Here is a 14,318-nt window from a genome sequence, read left to right as displayed (position 1 = left end):
CCTCCTTCCATTTATTTCACTTTCCCTTGCAGCTTGTAGACGTACGCGAGAACTTCCGCGACCGCTTTAAACATCTCTTCGGGAATTTGTTGCCCAACTTCAACTTGACTATAGAGAGCCCGGGCCAAGGGCTTGTTTTCCATGGTAACGATACGATGCTTTTTCGCTACTTCCCTTATTTTTAATGCTAGATAGTCTTGCCCTTTGGCGATTACCGTCGGTGCACTCATCGCACTTGCATCATAGCGAACGGCAACAGCAAAGTGAGTCGGGTTCGTAATAATGACATCCGCTTTGGGAAGCTCCTGCATCATACGGCGAATGGCCATACTTCTTTGCCGTTCACGAATCTTCCCTTTAACGAGCGGATCACCTTCCGCTTGCTTATGCTCGTCCTTGAGATCCTGCTTGGACATTCGCAGATTCTTTTCATGCTCATAACGCTGATAGGCGTAGTCCAGAACCGCGAGAATGAAAAGCAATAACCCGAGATAGATTCCTAGCTTTGTCACCTCTTCGGCAGTAAACGATAACACTGCTCCGAGAGACAATAAGGAAAGCTGTACAACTTGTTCCTTTGCATTCCACAAAATGACGTACGCGACGTATATGCCTGCGCTTATTTTTAATAAAGACTTCAGCAGCTCTACGAGTGAGCGTAAGGAAAAAATTCTTTTTGCCCCTTTAATCGGATCGATCTTTTCCAACTTCATTTGAAGGGGCTCTGCACTAATATGCCAGCCTACTTGCATGTAGTTCACCGCAAACGCGACAAGAAAACTCAAGCCTAAGATAGGTCCTACAATTTTAATCGCTTCAAATACGAGTTGCATCACCATGACTTTTAAATTTTCTTCATTTAATTGCCACGTCGTGTATGTAATCAATGACTCCCGCATCAAATCTTGAAAGGTGCCTAGCATGGTAGAGCCAAGCATCATTAACAGAAAGAAAAATGCAGTCAAAGATAAGGCTGGGGAAAGATCCTGACTTTTCGCAACTTGCCCTTTTTTTCGTGCGTCTTGCTTTTTCTTGGGCGTAGCTTTTTCTGTCTTTTCCCCATTAAAAAATTGAAGATCTACTTGATAAGAAAGCCTTAATTGATTCATGGTGATCCTCCGAGCGATTTCATCATTTCTGCAAGTGCCCGGAACATGTTCCCAAACAATCCGTTCAGGGTCAGCAAGAACGCAGGCATCACCACGATTAGCAGTAAAAAGCCCGCAAGCAGTTTAATGGGCAAACCCACCACAAAGATATTAAACTGCGGGACAGATTTGGCGATAATACCAAGAGAGAGATCAACCAGAAACAACGCAACGACGATAGGTGCCGCAATCATAAACGCACTCGTAAACATCGTTAGAAATGTTTTTACTGCTGTATTCATAACGTTTTCGCTTCCGAAAGCAGCCCACATGACATCCACTGGTATAACCTGGTAACTGCTTATCACACCTCGTATTAGCATGTGATGCCCGTCAATACTGAAAAAGTATAGGACAGCGAGTATGTTTTTGAAGTTACCTGTCACCGGGATATATGCACCCGTTTTCGGGTCAATCACGTTTGCCATCGCAAGACCCATCTGCATGTCCATCATTCCGCCGGCAACCTGAATGGCGATAAACATCATTTCACATATGTAACCAAGAATGACACCAACAAGCACTTCCTTCATGACATACAGAATAAATGTCAAATCCATTGGAATCTCGCCTTGTACCGGCAAGGATTGAAAGCTGATGACGGCAATGATAAACGCAAGACCGATTTTAAACTGATTCGGTACACCACGGATGGAAAAGAACGGTGCCGTTACAAAAAAGGCACTCATCCGGACAAAAACAAGCAAGAATACGGGCAGATACATCAGAAAAAGATTCATATGCTACCCAACAAAACGATGAAGGTTACCGAAGATCCCCATCGTAAAATCAAGCAGTACCCGAAGCATCCATGGACCCGCAGCCAAAATCACGACAAATACGGCCACGATCTTTGGAATGAAAGCGAGTGTCTGCTCCTGAATTTGTGTCGTTGCCTGAAAGACGCTGACCATCAAACCGACCAGTAGGGCGACCCCAAGTGCGGGTGCCGAAATCAGCAGGATGGTATAAACAGAGCTTTGGGCAATCTGCATAAGTAATTCTTGTGTCATGCTCTACCTCCTGAGGCATTCGGAATGTCGCTAAAAACTGGTCAAAAGTGATCTCACGATGAGATACCAGCCGTCCACCATGATGAACAATAAAATCTTAAACGGCAACGAAATCATAACCGGCGGTAACATCATCATCCCCATCCCCATCAAAATACTGGAGACGATCATATCAATTACGAGAAAAGGAATGAATATCATAAAGCCGATCTGAAAAGCCGTCTTCAATTCGCTAATGGCATAAGCAGGTACCAGCGCATTCAAAGGAATATCCTGGATCGATTTTGGTCGTTCGGCTTTTGTATATTCCAGAAAGAGTGCTAAATCTTTTTCACGCGTCTGCTTTGCCATAAATTGCTTAAAGGGTATAACCGCTGCGTCAAATGCCTGTTGTTGCGTTAGCTTTCCTTGCATAAATGGCTGCACGGCTGTTTCGTTTACTTGTCCGAGTGTCGGAGCCATGATGAAGAAAGTCATAAATAACGCAAGGGCAATCAATACCTGATTCGGTGGCATTTGTTGAGTTGCCAACGCATTTCGTACAAAAGATAAGACAATGATAATTCGCGCAAAACTGGTCATTAAAAGCAAAATCGCTGGAGCTACAGATAGTACTGTCAAAATCAGTAACAGCTGAATGGCCGTCGATGTCTCCTGCGGTGTTCCTGTTCCGCCCCCTATCTTCAAATCAATGCTCGGAACAAGCGGTGTCCCCGCTGGCGCCGCCATGACCATATCAGGTACGGATAGCAACACTGCGACAAGCATCAGCACCTGCAAAAAATATTTCATTTTTGGTCCCCTCTGTCCTGAGCTTGCTCTTTCTTCCAATGTTCTGTTTGGTTTGGACGATTTTTCAAGTCGTTCCATTGACCCTGCAACAGCTCTTGAAAGTTTTTGCCGTCCATATCAGAAGAAAACAAGATTTCTTCTTCCGCCTGCTTTTTCTTACCGAACGGGAGCCATTCTAGCGAGAATGGGCTTTTCATCGGTTTGATCTCTGCGTCAGCCAAGATCAGATCTACCTCTTCACCCGGTTCGATTCTACGTAGCAATTGAACGTTTTCTCCCACGCCCACGATGTACAATGACTCGCCGATCATAACCACCTGAAGTGTTTTGCCATTGCCTAGCGCAGTAGCACTAATCACTTTAATCGGTCCATGACTTTGAGCCCCTTGACGTCGACCAAGAAAACGGAGCAATAAAAAGATCAATACTGCAATAAAGCCAAGCGAAAAGATGACTTGAACCAGATACCCGATCATACTTCCTGTTCCGCTGCCCGGAATGGCCGCCGGCTGTTCACTGCCGGCGGGCGCATTGCTAGTTGGCACTTTTCCCTGGTTGTACGCATCCGCTACTGAACCTTCCGCAAATGCGGTACTCGGCAGGGAGGAGACGAAAAGCAACAGGATCAGACTGAAGGCTAAAATGAGTCTTGCCCCTGCATTCCGGATCATCATCATTAGCTCATTGTCTTTTTGATCGCTTCCAGAACGCGATCCGCCTGGAATGGTTTTACGATGAAGTCTTTTGCGCCCGCCTGGATCGCATCGATTACCATCGCTTGTTGTCCCATCGCAGAGCACATGATCACGCGCGCGTTAGGATCCAACTTTTTAATTTCTTTCAATGCAGAAATTCCATCCATCTCTGGCATGGTAATATCCATAGTTACGAGATCAGGTCCCAATTCTTTGTACTTTTCAACTGCTTGTGCACCGTCACTTGCTTCCCCTACGACGCTGTACCCGTTTTTTGAAAGAATTTCCTTGATCATCATGCGCATGAATGCTGCATCGTCGACGATTAAAACTTTGTTAGACATGAATAGCTCCTCCCTAATGCTTCCCTCTTGATTGGTTTATTGTAATTTTTGAACACGATCTATCTGACTGATGATGTCTGTAACACGAACCCCAAAGTTCTCATCAATGACGACAACCTCGCCCTTGGCAATTAATTTGTTGTTCACCAAAATGTCTACATGCTCACCTGCCAGCTTGTCCAACTGTATAATCGATCCAGCGGACAAGTCAAGGATTTCTCTAATGAGCTTTTTCGTTCGACCTAACTCAACGGTTACTTGTAATGGAATATCGTGAAGCAAGTTCAAGTTCTGTATGTCTCCTGTATACATAGGAGCACCTCCAAGTGGAGCAAATTGTGCTGGTACTACATTCGCCTGACTAGCTGCAGGACCTCCGAAATGCTGTGGTGTTGGCGGAGCCATTGGAGGCTGCTGATACATTCCTGGGTACGGAGCGTAGCCAGGTGGCATCATTTGTTGTCCATACGCGTCAGGATACATCGGCGGCTGTCCTGGGTAGCCCATTGGCGGTGCGTAACCCGGCGGTTGTTGATACATCGGCTGTTGCTGTGCCTGTGGCGGCTGCGCTACAGGCGGTACATGGCCCTGTGGCTGTTCTTGCACACTTGGCTGGACAGAAGGAGCCGACAGACCCATAGCAGGCAGAGAAGGCATCTCTATCTCATCTATGAGGGCCGCTGCTGCTTCTTCATCCCCTGCACCTCCAACCAGTCGATCAATCATCTTTTTCGCAAAGGAAAGAGGGAGAAGCTGCATAATATTTGAATCAATAAGTTCGCCATGTTCTCCTACCTTTAAGCGGAAAGATACCTTCACCAGAGGACTGTCATCATCAGAGAAGCTGTCTCCACCCTTGCCTTGCGCCAGATCCATTACATCGATGCCTGGTGGCGTAATATTAATGAACTGGTTGAAAATCGTCGACATGGACGTAGCAGCGGAGCCCATCATCTGATTCATTGCTTCCTGAACCGCGCTGATATGAAGCTCAGACATTTCAGTGCTCGCTGGTCTACCGTCTCCACCCATCATCAGATCCGCGATAACTGCAGCATCTTCCATGCGAATGACTAACAGGTTAATTCCTTTGAAACCATCTGTATATTCCACGTGGACAGCCACGTGAGGAATCGGGAATTCGCTTTCCAATTCATCGACATTGACTACGGAAACAGTAGGGGTTGTAATATCAACTTTTTGACTTAACAAAGTAGATAACGCAGTAGCTGCGCTCCCAAAGGAGATATTACCAATTTCTCCGAGTGCATCCTGTTCAAACGGGGACAGAAAATCGGCAACATCCTGGTTCACTGCCGAAACAGCTTCCTCTTCGTCCTCAACCAAGTTGTTCGCACGTAACAGCGCGTCAATCTCGTCTTGAGAAAGCATATCTCTACTCATTTTGTTCATCCCCCTCCTCTATGACTTCATCAATCTGTACGGCGACTCTTCCTTTAAGTGTCCCTGGCTGACCCAAGAACTTTAAGTGGTCACCCACTTTAATTTTCAACTTGTTGTCGATCGATTGATCTAATTGAATGACATCGCCTTTTTGTAGCTGCAGGAAATCTCCTACTGTAATCGTAGCTGTTCCCATCTCAGCAACAATCGGCAAATTTGCAACTTTTACTCGCTCTTCTACACGCAGGCGCTCTTCTTCATCCCGCGTTTTCTTCTGTTTGGAGAACCAGTATTGTCCAGACAGCTTTGTCATGATTGGCTCCAGTACCACGTGAGGCAAACAGAGATTGATCATCCCTGTTGTATCGCCGATTTTGGTACTAAAGGAGATTACCACGACAATCTCGTTAGGTGAGACGATCTGCATGAACTGTGGATTCATCTCCAAACCTTCCTGATAAGGATCCAACTCAATGATTTGCTTCCATGCCTCGTGGAAAGTATCCAGCGCTTTGCCGAATACGCGTTCCATCACCGTTGTTTCAATTTCCGTTAGGGCGCCCATCTTTTCCGGAATCGCCCCCTGTCCTCCCAGAAGTCGATCCAACATGGTATAGGCGATGTTTGGATTTACTTCCAAAACCATTCGTCCTTCCAGCGGAGGAGCTTCAAAGATGTTCAAGATGGTCATCTTGGGAATAGAACGTATAAATTCGTCATACGGCAATTGATCGACGGAGGCAACCGTAATTTGCACGAAGGTACGGAGCTGAGCTGAAAAATACGTAGTCAACAGCCTAGCGTAGTTTTCATGGATTCGCGTTAAACCACGTATCTGATCTTTTGAGAATCGCAGGGCGCGTTTGAAATCATATACTTTGACTTTACGTTCAGTTTCTTCCTTTTTCAGCTCGTTGGCATCCATTTCGCCCGAAGATAGGGCGGCCAACAGCGCATCAATCTCACTCTGTGAGAGAACCTCGGCCATATGTCGTCACCTCCTTGCTATGTATACCATAATCGCTTCCTATGACAAGACGCGTTTGGTTGTCACTACTTGAACAATCTTACCCTCTTGCATCAGGGAGCTGATTTCATTCATAATTTTTGCTTCCAGCTTGTTCACACCTTCAGTTCCTTTTATATCTTCTGGTGTCAACCCCGCCAATGTTTTAATAATCACTTGATTGACTTGCGGCAAACGCTGCTCCAACTCTGTTTTGGCAGCAGAACTGTCAGTCGTAATGCTAAAGCGTACAATCATGTAATTATTCGTCAGCAAGTTCGTAGTAATTTCGCCAGTGTCAACGGAGAACTCTTTCATTTGCTCTGCCGTGAGCGGCTTCACTTCTTGCTCTTCCGTAGAAGATGTTTGCGCAGCTGGAGAGAGATAGGTTTGCCAGAGCACAAACGAGATCACTCCCAGTAGCGATATCGCGATGATAATGATTAGAGCCATGTTAAACAATCGATTTTGAAACATCGCTAATGCCTCCCGCTATTCATTTGAATCACCCGGCATTTTCGGTACAGAAGTTGCCGGAGGAACATTATGATAAAAAGCCTGAACACGTTCAGCGATGGATTCCACCGAATCCTTCACGATGTACTTTCTGTCGTTGAACAGCGTGATTACGCTATCCGGAGTTCCTTCAACAGTTTCAATGTGAGTGATGTTCAGATAAAAAGTAGAGCCGTTAAACCGAGTTAACTTAATCATTGGCTGCTCCTTTCCGGATCAAGCTGGGGAAGGCTTTGAACACTTCCCCTGCTTTTTTCCGTTAAACGAAATTATCGTTTCAGGTTCACCAGTTCTTCCAGTACTGTGTCAGATGTCGTGATGATCCGAGAGTTTGCTTGGAAACCGCGCTGTGCCACGATCATTTCTGTAAATTCTTCAGAAAGGTCAACGTTGGACATTTCCAGTTGTCCTGCAATGATGCTTACTTTTGCATCAGCTGGCGTCACCGGTGTCATTGGGTCACCATCATTCGCCCCAGCGTTTACTGTGTTTTCGTAAAGATTGTTCCCAATTTTCTTCAAACCACCTGGGTTATTGAAGGTCATTACGCCAATGGTATTGGTAGAGTCTAGCGCACCTGTTTCGTCTACGGTTGTGATAACTCCGTCTTTCCCGATGGAGTAAGAAACAATCCCGTCATTTTGGCTGATCTGAATCGCACCTGGATCAGAGTTCATGAGCTTCATCCCTTGGGAGTTCACTAGGTATCCCTCGGCATCACGTGTAAAGTTACCTGCACGCGTATAATAGATCGTGGCTCCATCATCCGGGCTTACCATAAAGAATCCATCGCCCTCAATAGAAAGGTCTGTTGGCAGGTTGGTTGTCATCGGGCTACCAGCAGAGAAGACGGTATCAACGGATGCTATTGAAGCTCCTAGTCCAATCTGAGTTGGGTTAGTTCCGCCCTTACCACCTGCTGTAGGAGCCCCAGCCCCTTGAACGTTTTGGCTCAAAATATCTTGGAACATCACGCGGCCCTTTTTGAAACCAACGGTGTTTACGTTCGCGATATTATTACCAATAACGTCCAACTTCGTTTGAAAGCCACGCAAGCCTGAAATACCTGAATACATAGATCGAAGCATTCTAACTTCCTCCTTTAGCTTCTCATTTGCAGCGGCTACCTCTGTCAGTCGGTAGCCGAATGGGCTTCCTCATAAGGAGGTCCAGCCCAGTAAACAGCCACCTACACGAAAATGGCACTGTCAATGTTAGTAAATACGTTGTCCTTCATGCTGCCATCGTCTACGGCGGTAATAATTTTCCGATTTACGATGCTCACGACGTAGGCCACATTATCCATCATAACGAGAGACTCTCTGGCGCCTTTGGCGGCTGCTTTTTGCACAGCTGATTCCAAACGCTCCATCTGCTGTCTTTCTAGCGTAATGCCCCGCTCCTGCAAGCGATTGACGGCATGCTGGCTAAAACTTAGTGGTTCCGCCTTGGTTGCAGCGCCAATCGATTCCGTCAAATACTGCTGAAATAACTTGTTGTTTCCCGGAGCAGTTTGGGTAGTAGCTTTTGCGACGTGATTCGTTTTCGGAGGAAAATAGGGTTGCCCCACACGAAATTGGTTCATGGCGCTTCCTCCTTATATCCAATCCTAGACGATGTCGTCAATGCCGCGAGCCGTTTCCCGCAATCGATTCCATAGCACTTCTGTTGATTCATTGTTGTCTACCAGGGCATCGAGAGCAAATTCTTGCTCGTCTTTATCTTGCTCTTGTCGATTCTCTTGTTGCTGTCGTGCTTGTTCACGCTGTTGCTGGAAGTTAAAAGCTGCATCCTGCTGCTGGTTTACCTCCAAGCGATCAACCTGCAAGCCTTGTTGTGTCAACGCAGCTCGAAGCTGTGGAAGCTGATTGTCTAGCATGTCCTTACCTGCCTGTGTTTCGGCATGGAACTGTGCTGTAATCACTCCATTTTGGGAGGTAATCGTTACATCTACCTGGCCCAAAGCTTGTGGATTTAGAATCAGCCTTGCCTCATGTACGCCATTATTTTGCGTCAACTGCATCTTGGATACGAAAAGCTGTGTGACTTGCTGTGTCAGTTGATTGGCGTTCACATGATGTGTTGGAACCGACTGTTGTTGAAAGGTCTGTACAGATTGTGTTTGCGTATTAGATGAAGCAATAATCGGTGTCTGACCATTTCCATTCAACATGCCCTCTTGTGCATCGCCCTCTTGATTCAAAAGGCCGCTTTGAAGAGTAGACTGTACTGTCTGGGACTGAATCCCTGCCTCTAGCTTGTAAGCCGAAAGACCTTGATTCAACCGTAGTGGAGAAATCGTCTTAAGCGTGTCTTGTTGCGTTGTGTTCATATTTGCCATCACATCGGATCGCAAGTTCAGGCCACTTCTTTTTGACTCTTCCGCATTTCCTTTTTGATTCTTCAAGGATTCGAGAAGAGCTGCCAGCTTGTCCAGTTCGTTTGGAGTTGCTTCCCCTTTTTTCAGGTTAGCTAGCATCTGCTTCAAATCCTCACTTACTTGACCATCATTCCCTTGCGCTTTACCCAAGAGTTGTTCAATTGCAGTTGCAAATTTTTCTTGGGCGTCAGGCGGTAATTCGTCTTGCGTAGCTTGACCAGAACCAAGCAGTTGGGCAAGTAATGCCATGAGATCAGCTAATGCTAGCATGTCCTCTTCACTTAAACTGTCTGGCGCCACCATTGTCTCTTCTGAGTCCCCCACCTGATCCAACATCTTCATGAATTGCATGGAAAACATTTCACCTAAACCAGTTGTTCCCGCATTGGCTGCAGGTGTCGCTGTAACAGATCCTGCTGAACCTACTGCCGGGGTCAAATTGGCCACATTCATCTCGTTCACCTCCCCTTTTTGATTTGTTGCTTATAGGAACGAAAACAGATGATTACTGAATCTATTTTCGAAGCAACTCTGTCGTGATGCGAGCCGCCAGATTGCCATCTTCTTTCTTGTCTTCATTGGCGATCGCAGAGAGAGTTTGTGCCCGTTTATCCACAGGCAAATCTTTCATTAAATTGATAGCTTGACCCTGGTTTGTCTGCATAAGCGAACGAATGATAGCAGCAGCATCCGCTGGAGGCATTTGAGCGAACGTCTTTTTTAGATCCTCTGCAGATTCTGAACCATCACGCGTATCGCTTAACGCCTTTGTCAGAACATCAACACGTTGTTGCAGAGCTGCAATGTCATCATCTTTGTTCACTACTGAATCTTTTAACAAGATGGAAATATCCGCAGCTTTCTTCGGTTCCATCTTGGCCAAAATGTCTGCCTGTTGTGCAGGCTTCATTTTTGTCATAACGGCAACTGACTCTTGCAGTTTTAGATTTTCAATGATGGCCGCCGCATTCTTTGGTGACATGGTTGTATATACTTTAGCCAAACTTGCAAACTGCTTCTGCCGCTCTTCATCAGTCGCACGCTTGTCTTCCATTGCCTTGTTTACATCATCGAGTTGCTTTTCCAGTGCCGCAATGGTGGCATCTTTCTTTGCTGACTCTTCTTTTAAAGTGCTAATCTGCTGCTGGTTTTTTGTTTGATCTTGCTGTAGGGTTGCCACTTGTTTGTCCATGTCAGGTTGTTCTTCTGTGTTGGGAGTTGCTGCATAGTCGTCCGGGACTAATTTTTCCACGTACGGTATGGAGTTTGCCCAGTGGAGAACAGTCCCTAACACATTTACTCCGAGCAAGCTCAGGAGCACACCGCCAAGGAGGCTGGCAAACAGTGCAGGAATGACAATCATATAAAAGAACCATTCCCACCTGCCGTATTCCCGTTCTTCTTGGATTTCTTCCATTTGGAACCTCCCTCAGTAGCTTCGGCGAAGATAGAGCTGCGTACCGATCTCATCCAACTCTTTTTGCTCTCTTTGCTTCTGGTCGTCCAGAAATTGGTGGAGCGACTTTTCCCGAAGGCGTTGCCATAGTTGGGACTCTTTCATACGTTCCGTCAATCGTGACTGACAGCGCTCCACATCCTGTTCGCAACCGTGTAAGGTCCGTTGCTGATTCTGAATCGATCTCGCAACAGATTGCTGGTATTGCGTAATGGAAATGAGCTGCGCAGCACTGCATGCCTGCATCTGTACTTCCTGGAGCTTCATCGTCATCTCGTCATGATGCTCGGTCAGTTGAGAAAGCTTCCACTCTTCTTCGTTTTTACGCTGGATCGACTTTCCGAAAGCCCACTCTGCTTGTTCTTTTTCTTTTTCCTTTAAATCAAGAACCTTTTGGAGATGAAACTGAAACACACGCACGTTAGTTCACTCCTCCGAAATGAGCTGTCAACGCTTGGATAGCACCCTGCAAAGTAGACGGTTCATGCGTTCCTTGTGCCGTAAAACCAGAAATGATATCACGATAGCGAATGGCTGCATCGATTTCTCGATTGCTTCCCGGCTTGTACGCCCCAATATTTATGAGGTCCTCCGCTTCACGAAACGTAGCCAAATGTTTTTTTAGCTGACGAGCAGCATCCAAATGATTACTATCGACAATTTCATTCATGACACGACTTACACTTGCCATCACATCAATGGCAGGAAAGTGACCTTTGTGAGCAATTTTTCGGTCAAGAACGATGTGACCGTCCAAAATCCCCCGCGCCGCATCCGCAATCGGATCGTTCATATCGTCAGAATCAACCAATACGGTATAAAAGGCCGTAATACTTCCCTTATCCGCTGTTCCTGCACGCTCCATCAGCTTTGGCAGCATCGCAAATACTGATGGCGTATAACCACGCGTAGCTGGCGGTTCTCCGATTGCCAAGCCCACCTCACGTTGTGCCATGGCAAAACGCGTGACGGAATCCATCATGAGCATGACATTCATTCCACGATCGCGGAAATACTCAGCTATGGAAGTCGCAATCATCGCTCCCTTGATTCGAATCATGGCGGGTTGATCGGAAGTAGCTACGACAACAACAGACCGCTTTAGTCCTTCTTCCCCAAGATCGCGCTCGATAAACTCCATCACTTCACGACCGCGTTCTCCAATGAGACCAATCACATTGATATCTGCTGTAGTATTTCGGGCGATCATTCCCATCAAGGTACTTTTTCCTACCCCTGATCCAGCGAAAATGCCGACCCGCTGCCCTTTCCCGATAGTAAGGAGACCGTCTATTGCTCTCACACCTACACTCAATGGTTCTTGAATGCGCGGTCGAAGGATCGGATTTGGCGGCATATTGTTGGTAGGATAGGACGTCAGCCCAAATGGCAACGAACCTTGATAGGGGCGCCCCAGTCCATCGAGGATCGACCCCAATATTTCAGGTCCAACTTTTACGTCTAACGAACGTCCTGTCGCGACTACATCACAACCTGGACCAATTTCGGTCAATTCGCCTAATGGCATTAGCAGCACTTTGTTTTCGCGAAAGCCAACGACTTCTGCGATCATCGGTTCCTTTGTGTTAGCCGGATAGAGGTGGCATATCTCGCCTAATTTCACTTCTGGCCCTTGCGACTCAATGGTGAGTCCAACAACCTGTGTCACTTTGCCATTCACGCGCATCGGATCTAATCCATGAAGCATGTGCTTGTACTTCGAGAGGTCTAGGACGCTCATGGAGCCTCACTTCCTCTGGCAATCATAAGCAGCGCCTGCTTAATCTCTTCCATTTGTGTATCAATGCGGGCATCGACACTTCCCAAAGCAGTACGGATGACACATCCACCATCTTGTACCGTATAGTCAGGGTAAATGGAGAGCTCTGCTTGTCCATCTACCAATTCCAGAAAACTAGCCCGATGTTCGAGCACATAATCGAAGTACTTATGGTTGACGCACACCGTAATTTCGCCATGAACACGGGAGCGGCGGAGTGCTTTTTTTGTCATTTCCAAGACCTGCTCGGGATGATGTTGCAATTCCTGTCCAATGATTTTTTTAGCGATTTCCATGCTGAGCTCCACTAGAAAAGGCTCCGCCTCAGCGATAATCTGTTTTTTCTCGGCAAATGCCTGTTCCAGAATGGTTTTTGCTTGGCTAAGTGTAGCTGTTTGCTCCTCGTACGCCTCACGTTTACCCGTTTCGAAACCTGCCTCTTGCCCTTCCGTCATAGCCTGCTCTTGTACCTGTTGAAACAGTTGGGCCGCTTCCTGACGCTTTTGTTCCCACCATTCTTCCATCTGAGCAAGCGTCTCTTGTCTTACTTGCTCTGCTTGCTCCGTAGCTTGCTGCAAGATGTTTTGGGCGGTTTCTTCTGCATCTGAGATGATCGCTTTCGCCTCGATCTCAGCTTGATTAAAAATTTCCTGATTTTCTTGCAACCTTTCGGCAACTTCCTCCGTCTTAAGTGGTACAGGCGTTACCGAAAGGAGAAAAGATTCCTCAGAAGGCCGATAATTGGCGCTTTTGATGATCCTAGACAATGATATCATCTCCTCCACCGCGGGCGATGATGATCTCACCAGCCTCCTCTAAGCGACGGATAATTGCAACGATACGAGATTGTGCCTCTTCGACGTCGCGTAGGCGAACTGGGCCCATAAACTCCATTTCTTCTTTGAAGGTATCCGCCATCCGTTTGGACATGTTCCGGAAAATAACTTCCCGAACTTCTTCGCTGGATACTTTGAGAGAAAGTTGCAGATCGGCATTTTCCACATCGCGGATAACACGCTGAATCGAACGGTTGTCGAGTGTAGCGATATCCTCGAAGACGAACATGCGCTTCTTGATTTCTTCTGCCAGCTCTGGATCTTGAATTTCGAGGGAATCCAGAATCGTGCGTTCGGTTCCACGATCGACACCGTTGAGTACAGCCACGATCGCTTCGATCCCGCCTGCCTGCGTGTAATCTTGGGTAACAGTGGCAGAGAGCTTTTGCTCCAATACCTGTTCAACTTGAGCGATTACTTCCGGTGAAGTACTATCCATCGTCGCAATACGTTTCGCAACCTCTGCTTGACGTTCTTGCGGGAGCGCGGACAGGATCATTGCTGCTTGTTGAGCCTCCAGATAAGAAAGCACTAAGGCTATCGTCTGCGGATGCTCATTTTGGATAAAGTTAAGGATTTGACCTGGGTCAGCCTTTCTAGCAAAGTCAAACGGTCGAACTTGAAGGTTTGCCGTCAAACGATTGATAATATCCATTGCTTTGGTCTCACCCAAAGCTTTTTGCAAGATTTCTTTGGCGTACGTAATCCCGCCTTGTGCAATTACCTCTTTGGCAACCGCTATCTGGTGAAATTCAGATAAAATTTTATCTTTTTCATCCGTATCCACTTTTCGCACATTGGCGATTTCTAATGTCAGTTGCTCGATCTCATCCTCACGCAAATGCTTGAACACCTGGGCAGAAACTTCCGGCCCGAGTGAGATGAGGAGGATAGCTGCTTTTTGTCGTCCTGACAACTCTTTAGCGCCGCGAGCCATACCATTTCACT

The 14,318-nt window shown here is 46.7% G+C and carries 18 protein-coding genes; all 18 read right to left on the bottom strand.

What is annotated here, in order from left to right:
* Positions 1–11: 11 nt before the first annotated feature.
* Positions 12–1,109 (bottom strand): flagellar biosynthesis protein FlhB, encoded by a 1,098-nt coding sequence (gene flhB / locus E8L90_RS05680; protein ID WP_137028367.1) that lies wholly within the window; start codon positions 1,107–1,109, stop codon positions 12–14.
* Entirely contained in the window at positions 1,106–1,888 is a 783-nt protein-coding gene (fliR, locus tag E8L90_RS05675; RefSeq protein ID WP_137028366.1) for a flagellar biosynthetic protein FliR, read from the bottom strand. Before fliR ends, flhB begins: the two co-directional genes overlap by 4 nt.
* Before the next feature lie 3 nt (positions 1,889–1,891).
* The gene (gene fliQ, locus E8L90_RS05670; protein WP_007719290.1) at positions 1,892–2,161 is read right to left on the bottom strand and encodes a flagellar biosynthesis protein FliQ; all 270 of its coding nucleotides are present in this window, start codon (positions 2,159–2,161) and stop codon (positions 1,892–1,894) included.
* 30 nt (positions 2,162–2,191) lie between these two features.
* Positions 2,192–2,953 (bottom strand): flagellar type III secretion system pore protein FliP, encoded by a 762-nt coding sequence (gene fliP / locus E8L90_RS05665; RefSeq protein ID WP_137028365.1) that lies wholly within the window; start codon positions 2,951–2,953, stop codon positions 2,192–2,194.
* Positions 2,950–3,630, bottom strand: coding sequence for a flagellar biosynthetic protein FliO (locus E8L90_RS05660; protein ID WP_137028364.1), 681 nt, complete (start codon positions 3,628–3,630; stop codon positions 2,950–2,952). Before E8L90_RS05660 ends, fliP begins: the two co-directional genes overlap by 4 nt.
* Positions 3,630–3,992, bottom strand: coding sequence for a response regulator (locus tag E8L90_RS05655; protein WP_007719294.1), 363 nt, complete (start codon positions 3,990–3,992; stop codon positions 3,630–3,632). Before E8L90_RS05655 ends, E8L90_RS05660 begins: the two co-directional genes overlap by 1 nt.
* Before the next feature lie 36 nt (positions 3,993–4,028).
* On the bottom strand, positions 4,029–5,396 hold the full coding sequence (gene fliY / locus E8L90_RS05650; RefSeq protein ID WP_137028363.1) for a flagellar motor switch phosphatase FliY: 1,368 nt from the start codon (positions 5,394–5,396) through the stop codon (positions 4,029–4,031).
* Positions 5,389–6,384: a flagellar motor switch protein FliM gene (gene fliM / locus E8L90_RS05645; RefSeq protein ID WP_137028362.1), complete on the bottom strand. Its 996-nt coding sequence runs from the start codon at positions 6,382–6,384 to the stop codon at positions 5,389–5,391. The genes fliY and fliM overlap by 8 nt, the downstream gene beginning before the upstream one ends.
* A 39-nt stretch (positions 6,385–6,423) precedes the next feature.
* Positions 6,424–6,879, bottom strand: coding sequence for a flagellar basal body-associated FliL family protein (locus E8L90_RS05640; protein WP_137028361.1), 456 nt, complete (start codon positions 6,877–6,879; stop codon positions 6,424–6,426).
* A gap of 15 nt (positions 6,880–6,894) precedes the next feature.
* Positions 6,895–7,116 carry a flagellar FlbD family protein gene (locus E8L90_RS05635; protein ID WP_015891749.1) on the bottom strand — a complete coding sequence of 74 codons (222 nt, stop codon included), beginning with the start codon at positions 7,114–7,116 and terminating at the stop codon, positions 6,895–6,897.
* Positions 7,117–7,187: 71 nt separating this feature from the next.
* Positions 7,188–8,006 (bottom strand): flagellar basal body rod protein FlgG, encoded by an 819-nt coding sequence (flgG, locus tag E8L90_RS05630; RefSeq protein WP_137028360.1) that lies wholly within the window; start codon positions 8,004–8,006, stop codon positions 7,188–7,190.
* Positions 8,007–8,107: 101 nt separating this feature from the next.
* Positions 8,108–8,503, bottom strand: a complete 396-nt coding sequence (locus E8L90_RS05625) for a TIGR02530 family flagellar biosynthesis protein (protein WP_137028359.1) — start codon at positions 8,501–8,503, stop codon at positions 8,108–8,110.
* 24 nt (positions 8,504–8,527) lie between these two features.
* Entirely contained in the window at positions 8,528–9,751 is a 1,224-nt protein-coding gene (locus E8L90_RS05620) for a flagellar hook-length control protein FliK (protein WP_137028358.1), read from the bottom strand.
* A gap of 61 nt (positions 9,752–9,812) precedes the next feature.
* Entirely contained in the window at positions 9,813–10,715 is a 903-nt protein-coding gene (locus E8L90_RS05615; RefSeq protein WP_137028357.1) for a MotE family protein, read from the bottom strand.
* Between the two features lie 12 nt (positions 10,716–10,727).
* Positions 10,728–11,174 (bottom strand): flagellar export protein FliJ, encoded by a 447-nt coding sequence (fliJ, locus tag E8L90_RS05610; RefSeq protein WP_137028356.1) that lies wholly within the window; start codon positions 11,172–11,174, stop codon positions 10,728–10,730.
* Between the two features lies 1 nt (position 11,175).
* On the bottom strand, positions 11,176–12,495 hold the full coding sequence (fliI, locus tag E8L90_RS05605; protein ID WP_137028355.1) for a flagellar protein export ATPase FliI: 1,320 nt from the start codon (positions 12,493–12,495) through the stop codon (positions 11,176–11,178).
* Positions 12,492–13,310, bottom strand: a complete 819-nt coding sequence (gene fliH / locus E8L90_RS05600; RefSeq protein ID WP_137028354.1) for a flagellar assembly protein FliH — start codon at positions 13,308–13,310, stop codon at positions 12,492–12,494. Before fliH ends, fliI begins: the two co-directional genes overlap by 4 nt.
* Positions 13,294–14,307, bottom strand: a complete 1,014-nt coding sequence (gene fliG / locus E8L90_RS05595; RefSeq protein WP_007719331.1) for a flagellar motor switch protein FliG — start codon at positions 14,305–14,307, stop codon at positions 13,294–13,296. Before fliG ends, fliH begins: the two co-directional genes overlap by 17 nt.
* Positions 14,308–14,318 lie beyond the last annotated feature (11 nt).

The organism is Brevibacillus antibioticus, assembly GCF_005217615.1.
GTDB classification, from domain to species: Bacteria; Bacillota; Bacilli; order Brevibacillales; family Brevibacillaceae; genus Brevibacillus; species Brevibacillus antibioticus.
The sequence above is the reverse complement of the archived record's forward strand: the minus strand, read 5'-3'. Positions and strand labels throughout refer to the sequence as shown.